Annotated in this window: 7 protein-coding genes and 1 pseudogene; 3 read left to right on the top strand and 5 right to left on the bottom strand. The window is 63.0% G+C overall.

Features of this window, described 5'->3' with window-relative positions; genetic code table 11:
* Positions 1-17: 17 nt before the first annotated feature.
* Positions 18-797 carry an exodeoxyribonuclease III gene (locus IAE36_RS07820; RefSeq protein WP_003253401.1) on the bottom strand — a complete coding sequence of 260 codons (780 nt, stop codon included), beginning with the start codon at positions 795-797 and terminating at the stop codon, positions 18-20.
* A gap of 80 nt (positions 798-877) precedes the next feature.
* Between IAE36_RS07820 and pyrE the strand changes: the two genes are divergently transcribed.
* Complete coding sequence (pyrE, locus tag IAE36_RS07825; RefSeq protein WP_028632893.1) at positions 878-1519, top strand: orotate phosphoribosyltransferase; 642 nt, start codon at positions 878-880, stop codon at positions 1517-1519.
* Positions 1520-1598: 79 nt separating this feature from the next.
* Here pyrE and argB read toward each other — a convergent pair whose 3' ends face one another.
* Both argB and IAE36_RS07835 read right to left on the bottom strand, forming a co-directional pair.
* Positions 1599-2507 carry an acetylglutamate kinase gene (gene argB, locus IAE36_RS07830; protein ID WP_028632894.1) on the bottom strand — a complete coding sequence of 303 codons (909 nt, stop codon included), beginning with the start codon at positions 2505-2507 and terminating at the stop codon, positions 1599-1601.
* Between the two features lie 30 nt (positions 2508-2537).
* A pseudogene (locus tag IAE36_RS07835) lies at positions 2538-3908 on the bottom strand (phosphomannomutase/phosphoglucomutase); the annotation flags it as partial.
* 19 nt (positions 3909-3927) lie between these two features.
* Here IAE36_RS07835 and IAE36_RS07840 point away from each other — a divergent pair.
* Complete coding sequence (locus tag IAE36_RS07840) at positions 3928-4068, top strand: hypothetical protein (protein WP_201211618.1); 141 nt, start codon at positions 3928-3930, stop codon at positions 4066-4068.
* On the opposite strand, the gene dut is transcribed toward IAE36_RS07840, so the two are convergent.
* Together dut and coaBC are read right to left on the bottom strand one after the other, a co-directional pair.
* The gene (gene dut, locus IAE36_RS07845; RefSeq protein ID WP_028632896.1) at positions 4050-4505 is read right to left on the bottom strand and encodes a dUTP diphosphatase; all 456 of its coding nucleotides are present in this window, start codon (positions 4503-4505) and stop codon (positions 4050-4052) included. The two genes, IAE36_RS07840 and dut, sit on opposite strands and share 19 nt — an antisense overlap.
* A gap of 5 nt (positions 4506-4510) precedes the next feature.
* Complete coding sequence (gene coaBC, locus IAE36_RS07850; RefSeq protein WP_201211627.1) at positions 4511-5722, bottom strand: bifunctional phosphopantothenoylcysteine decarboxylase/phosphopantothenate--cysteine ligase CoaBC; 1212 nt, start codon at positions 5720-5722, stop codon at positions 4511-4513.
* 126 nt (positions 5723-5848) lie between these two features.
* On the opposite strand from coaBC, the gene radC reads away from it, so the two are divergent.
* Positions 5849-6529 (top strand): RadC family protein, encoded by a 681-nt coding sequence (radC, locus tag IAE36_RS07855; protein WP_201211629.1) that lies wholly within the window; start codon positions 5849-5851, stop codon positions 6527-6529.
* The last annotated feature ends 105 nt before the right edge of the window (positions 6530-6634 follow it).

The raw sequence follows: 6634 nt of genomic DNA on the forward strand, positions 1-6634 counted from the left end.
CCCCCCGCTGTCAACCGTCAGATAGTCAGCGTCCAGTCATAATCGACGATCAGCGGCGCGTGCTGTGAGAAGCGCGGCTGACGCGGCAGGCGGGCGTTGCGCACGAAGCGACGCAGGCCTGGGGTAAGGATCTGGTAGTCGAAGCGATAGCCCAGGTTGAGCATCTCGGCCTGCTCGTTGTCTGGCCACCAGCTGTACTGGTCGCCTTCGCGGCTGACTTCGCGCAGGGCGTCCACATAACCCATCTCGCCCGTGATCGCATCCATCCAGGCGCGTTCCGGCGCCAGGAAGCCCGGTGACTGCTGGCTGTCGCGCCAGTTCTTGATGTCGAGCTTCTGCTGCGCCACATAGAACGAGCCACAGTAGATGTACTCGCGGCGCTTGCGGCGTTGCTTGTCCAGGTACTTGGCGAAGTCGTCCATCAACTTGAATTTCTGGTTCAAGTCTTCGTCCCCGTTCATGCCCGAAGGCAAAAGCAGGCTGGCAATACTGACTTTGTCGAAATCTGCTTGCAGATAACGCCCGTAGCGGTCGGCTGTCTCGAAGCCCAGGCCGGTGATGACTGCCTTGGGCTGCATGCGCGAGTAGAGCGCCACGCCACCTTGGGCAGGCACCTCCGCATCGCAGGCATAAAGGAAATAGCCATCGAGCTGGAAAGCTGGGTCGTCGAGTTCAAAGGCCGAGGCGCGGGTATCCTGAAGGCAGATGACGTCGGCATTCTGGGCTTGTAGCCAGCTGAGCAAACCACGCTCGGCCGCAGCCTGAATGCCATTAACGTTCACACTGATGATCCGCATAAATGGCCCCAAAAATCTCGTGCGTGTATGATACCCGAGCTCAACCCATTTAGCTAAATCCGTGGTGTCCGGGACTTTTCATGCAGCCGTATCAGCGCGACTTCATCCGTTTTGCCATCGATCGCGGTGTACTGCGTTTCGGTGAGTTCACCCTGAAATCGGGGCGTACCAGCCCGTATTTCTTCAATGCCGGCCTGTTCAGCAGCGGCTCCGCCCTGGCTCAGCTGGGGCGTTGCTATGCAGCGGCCATCGTCGACAGCAAGATCCCCTTCGACGTCCTGTTCGGCCCCGCCTACAAAGGCATCCCGTTGGCGGCAGCCACCGCCGTGGCCCTGGCCGAGCAGCACCAGCTGGACGTGCCCTGGTGCTTCAACCGTAAAGAGGCCAAGGACCATGGCGAGGGCGGCAGCCTGGTAGGGGCACCGCTGGCCGGTGACGTCCTCATCATCGACGACGTGATCACCGCCGGTACCGCCATTCGCGAAGTCATGCAGATCATCAACGCCCAGCAGGCCAAGGCCGCAGGCGTGCTGATCGCGCTCAACCGTGAAGAGCGCGGCAACGGTGAGCTCTCGGCGATCCAGGAAGTCGAGCGCGACTTCGGTATCCCGGTGGTCAGCATCGTGTCGCTGACCCAGGTACTGGAGTTCCTGGCTGATGATCCGCAGCTCAAGCAGCATCTGCCGGCGGTCGAAGCCTATCGGGCGCAATACGGGATCTGACCCGGCGCCCGGCAACTAAAAAGGCGACCTCGGTATGAGGTCGCCTTTTTTGTGTCGCCAGTTCAGGCCCTGTCGCCCGTTACGAACGCGCCTTGTGGTTGGTAATCAGGGTGCCCACGCCGCTGTCGGTGAAGATCTCCAGCAGCACGGCATTCGGCACGCGGCCATCGATGATGTGCGAGCTGTTCACGCCGCCCTGCACGGCATCGAGGGCACATTTGATTTTAGGCAGCATGCCGCCGTAAATGGTCCCGTCGGCGATCAGTTCATTGACCTGCTCGGTGGTGAGGCCCGTCAGCACCTGGCCCTGCTTGTCCATCAGGCCGGCGATGTTGGTCAGCAGCATCAGCTTCTCGGCCTTCAGCGCCTCGGCCACCTTGCCAGCCACCAGGTCGGCGTTGATGTTGTACGACTCACCGTTGCTACCTACGCCAATCGGCGCGATAACCGGGATGAAGTCGCCCCTCACCAGCATGTTCAGCAGGTCGGTATTGACGCTGACCACTTCACCCACATGGCCGATGTCGATGATTTCCGGGGTGGTCATCTCAGGGGTCTGGCGGCTGACGGTGAGTTTGCGCGCACGGATCAGCTCTGCGTCCTTGCCGGTGAGGCCGATGGCGCTGCCACCGTGACGGTTGATGAGGTTGACGATGTCCTTGTTGACCTGGCCGCCCAGCACCATCTCCACCACGTCCATGGTCGCCGAGTCGGTCACGCGCATGCCGTCGATGAAGTGGCTTTCGATCGACAGACGCTTGAGCAGGTCACCGATTTGCGGGCCGCCACCGTGCACCACCACCGGGTTGATGCCCACAGCCTTCATCAGCACGATGTCGCGCGCAAAGCCGGTCTTGAGCTCCTCGCTTTCCATCGCGTTGCCGCCGTACTTGATCACCAGGGTCTTGCCGACGAAGCGGCGGATGTAAGGCAGTGCTTCGGACAAAACCTCGGCTACATGGGAAGCGGCATCGCGATCGAGGGTCATGCAGGGCTCCTGTGAAGGACAGATAGTCGGTCAGAACGGCAGTTGCAACGCAGGCTCAACACGCAGCAACTGAGTGCGGAAAACATCCTTGATACGTTGCAGTTCGGCTTCGCTGTCGGCCTCGAAACGCAGCACCAGCACCGGCGTGGTGTTGGAGGCGCGGACCAGGCCCCAGCCCCTGGGGTAGTCCACCCGCACCCCATCGATGGTGGTCAGGCTGGCTTCGCCCCAGTCGGCGTCGCGTTGCAGTGCATCAATGATGCTGAATTTACCCTCGTCGGTCACATCAATGTTGATTTCCGGCGTGGAAATATCGTTTGGGAAGGCGGCGAACAGGTCTTCGGCGCTTTGCTCGGCCTTGCTGAGAATTTCCAGCAGGCGTGCGGCGCTGTAGATGCCATCGTCAAAACCGTACCAGCGCTCCTTGATGAAGATGTGACCACTCATCTCGCCGGCCAGTAACGCGCCGGTCTGCTTCATCTTCTTCTTGATCAACGAGTGGCCGGTCTTCCACATCAAGGCGCGGCCACCCTGCTGTTCGATCAGGGGCGTCAGGCGACGGGTGCATTTGACGTCGAAGATGATCTCGGCGCCAGGGTTGCGGGCCAGCACGTCCTGGGCGAACAGCATCAACAGGCGGTCGGGGTAGACGATGCTGCCGGTATTGGTGACAACGCCTACGCGGTCGCCGTCACCGTCGAACGCCAGGCCAATGTCGGCCCCGGTCTGCCTGACCTTGGCAATCAGGTCCTGCAGGTTCTCGGGCTTGCCAGGGTCGGGGTGGTGATTGGGGAAGTTGCCATCCACCTCGCAGAACAGCGGGATCACCTCGCAGCCCAAGGCCTCGATCATCTGTGGCGCAATGACGCCAGCCGCGCCGTTGCCGCAGTCCACTACCACCTTAAGCCTTCTGGCCAGCTTGACGTCGTCGAGGATCTGCCGGGCATAACGCGGCAGGATGTCCACCTGCTCCAGGCGGCCAGTGGCAAAGCTCAGGTCGTGGGTTTGCAGGCGAGTGAGCAGTGCCTGGATCTGCTCGTTGGCCAGCGTGTCGCCGGCAATGACGATTTTGAAGCCGTTGTAGTCCGAGGGGTTGTGGCTACCGGTGAGCATCACGCCCGAGCGGCCGGCCAGTACATTGGCTGCGTAGTACAGGGCGGGGGTGGGCACCAGGCCGATGTCGCTGACCTGGCAGCCGGCATCCACCAGGCCCTTGATCAACTGCTCCACCAGCACCGGGCCAGACAAGCGCCCGTCGCGGCCTACGCACACTTGCGGCTCGCCCTCTGCCAGGCTCTGGGCGCCGATCGCGCGGCCAATCCAGTAGGCGGTTTCGGCATGCAACGTCTTGCCGACCACGCCGCGGATGTCGTAGGCGCGGAAGATGCTCTGGGGCAAGGTGGCGGGGACCAAATCGGCCATGTCGTTCATCGCTGGGTACTCCATCAGTCAAAAACGCTGTGGGCTGGCGCAAATAGAACGCTTGGACGAAGGTTTCGCCAGAGAGTTCGCCATCCTTGGCCGTAACGGTCAGCTGCTGGCTCAGTGGCTGCCCGAGTGACCAAAGCCGCCAGCGCCACGCTGGCTTTCGTCGAACGCCTCGACGATGTCGAAACGCGCCTGTACCACCGGCACCAGCACCAACTGGGCGATACGCTCGCCGACCGCGATGGTGAACGGCGTAGTGCCACGGTTCCAGCAGGACACCATCAGCTCGCCCTGGTAATCCGAGTCGATCAGCCCCACCAGGTTGCCCAGCACGATGCCGTGCTTGTGGCCCAGGCCCGAGCGAGGCAGTACCAGCGCCGCCAGGCCAGGGTCGCTGATGTAGATCGACAGGCCGGTGGGGATGAGCACGGTCTGGCCTGGTTCGAGTACGGTGTCCTGCGCGAGCAGGGCGCGCAGGTCGAGGCCGGCGGAGCCTGGGGTGGCGTAGCTGGGCAGCGGGAATTCGCTGCCCAGGCGTGGGTCGAGAATCTTGGCTTGAAGTGCGTGCATGTAACTTACTGAACCTGGTTGAGCCGTTCGGCGATGAAGGCGACCAGTTGCCGGGCGATCTTGCCCTTGCTGGTCTGCGCGAAAAGGGTCTGGTGCTGTTGCCGGTCGATCACGGTCAAGGCGTTTTCTTCGCTGTTGAAGCCGATGCTGGGGTTGGCCACATCATTGGCGACGATCAGGTCGAGGTTCTTGTCCTTGAGCTTGCGCGTGGCGTAGTCGAGCAGGTGCTCGGTTTCGGCAGCGAAGCCGACGCTGAACGGGCGGTCGGCACGGCCGGCGATGGTGGCAAGGATATCGGGATTGCGCACCATCTGCAGCAGCATGCCGTCGCCGGTCGTAGGGTCTTTCTTGAGTTTTTGCGGGGCAACCACCTCTGGCCGGTAGTCTGCAACCGCTGCGGAGGCGATGAACAGGTCGCACGGCATGGCGGCTTCACAGGCTGCGAGCATGTCCCGCGCGCTCACCACGTCGATACGGCTGACACGGTCAGGGGTGGGCAGGTGCACCGGGCCGGTCACGAGGGTGACCCTGGCCCCGGCTTCTGCAGCCGCCTCGGCCAGGGCAAAGCCCATCTTGCCGGAGCTATGATTGGTGATGTAGCGCACCGGGTCGATGTTTTCCTGGGTGGGGCCCGCCGTGATCAGCACGTGCTTGCCGGTCAGTGCCTGGCGCTTGAAGCTTTCGGCAGCGCACCAGGCCAGGTCGGTGGCTTCGAGCATGCGGCCCAGGCCGACGTCGCCACAGGCCTGGCTGCCCGATGCGGGGCCGAACACCTGAATGCCCCGGCTCTTCAGCAGCTCGAGGTTGGCCTGGGTGGCCGGGTCGCGCCACATCGCCTGGTTCATGGCCGGGGCAACGGCAACGGTGGCATCGGTGGCCAGTACCAGGGTGGTCAGCAGGTCGTCGGCCATGCCTTGGGCCAGGCGCGCCATCAGGTCGGCAGTGGCCGGCGCGATCAGCACCAGGTCGGCCCATTTGGCCAGTTCGATGTGGCCCATGGCGGCTTCGGCGGCCGGGTCCAGCAGGTCCATGTGCACGGGGTGGCCAGACAACGCCTGCAGGGTCAGCGGGGTGATGAATTCGGCACCACCGCGGGTCATGACGACGCGCACCTGGGCGCCGTGCTCAAGAAGTCGGCGAATCAGTTCGGCGCTTTTGTAGGCGGCGATGCCACCACCGACGCCGAGAACGATGCGCTTGCGATACAGCCGCTGCATAGGCTTGCCTTTTTCCGGTGAAAGCGGGCGGCGACAGGAACTGCGTGCGGCAGAACGTCGCATGTACGAAGCGAAATAGATTAACACAGGGCCGAAATGGCCCGCAGCAAGGGCAGGGGGCGGGGGATGAATATCAGGGAGTGGCCGACTGAAGAAAGGCCGCGGGAGAAGTTGCTGCAGCGTGGGGCTGCGGTGCTGACGGATGCCGAATTGCTTGCCGTGCTGCTGGGTTCTGGCGTTGCCGGGCGCAATGTCCTGGACCTTGCGCGGGGGCTGTTGGTGCGTTTTGGCGGGCTGAGGCAGTTTCTGGAGGCCGATCGCGAAACCGTACTGCGCGAGCCGGGTATCGGGGCCGTGAAGTATGCGCAGCTGCAGGCGCTTCTGGAGATTGGTCGACGGCATCTGGATGAGAACATCGAGCGCGCTTCGGCGCTAGAGGGGCCAGTGGCGGTACGGCGTTACCTCAAGGCCATGCTGCGGCATGAGGCCAGTGAAGTGTTTGGCTGCCTGTTTCTGGACACTAAACACCGCCCGCTGGCGTTCGAGATCCTGTTCAGAGGCACCATAGACCGCGCCAGTGTCTACCCGCGCGAGGTGGTTCGAAGGGCGTTGCTGCATAACGCGGCGGCGTTGATCCTGTGCCACAACCACCCTTCCGGCATCAGCGAGCCCAGCCAGGATGACGTGCACCTGACTCTGTCGCTCAAGCGGGGTTTGGCACTGATCGACGTGCGGGTGCTGGACCACATCATCATTGGCGACGGGGAGCCGTTATCGATGGTGGAGGAGGGCTGGATGGTGGCCTGATGGTGCCCATTCGCGGCCGTTTGGTGTTCGCCGTATCAGGGTCTGCGCCTATACGATCGAGCGCCGCCCGCGCGGCGCATCGCGAGCTGCGCTCGCTCCTACGCT

Origin of the sequence: Pseudomonas sp. S36 (genome assembly GCF_016647875.1) — a bacterium.
GTDB lineage: Bacteria > Pseudomonadota > Gammaproteobacteria > Pseudomonadales > Pseudomonadaceae > Aquipseudomonas > Aquipseudomonas parafulva.

What these genes read in the sequence shown, in the direction of transcription:
- IAE36_RS07840 (WP_201211618.1), top strand. Translation starts at nt 3,928, where the DNA reads ATGTCGTTCATCGCTGGGTACTCCATCAGTCAAAAACGCTGTGGGCTG.
- coaBC (WP_201211627.1), bottom strand. Translation starts at nt 5,722, where the DNA reads ATGCAGCGGCTGTATCGCAAGCGCATCGTTCTCGGCGTCGGTGGTGGC.
- argB (WP_028632894.1), bottom strand. Translation starts at nt 2,507, where the DNA reads ATGACCCTCGATCGCGATGCCGCTTCCCATGTAGCCGAGGTTTTGTCC.
- dut (WP_028632896.1), bottom strand. Translation starts at nt 4,505, where the DNA reads ATGCACGCACTTCAAGCCAAGATTCTCGACCCACGCCTGGGCAGCGAA.
- IAE36_RS07820 (WP_003253401.1), bottom strand. Translation starts at nt 797, where the DNA reads ATGCGGATCATCAGTGTGAACGTTAATGGCATTCAGGCTGCGGCCGAG.
- pyrE (WP_028632893.1), top strand. Translation starts at nt 878, where the DNA reads ATGCAGCCGTATCAGCGCGACTTCATCCGTTTTGCCATCGATCGCGGT.
- radC (WP_201211629.1), top strand. Translation starts at nt 5,849, where the DNA reads ATGAATATCAGGGAGTGGCCGACTGAAGAAAGGCCGCGGGAGAAGTTG.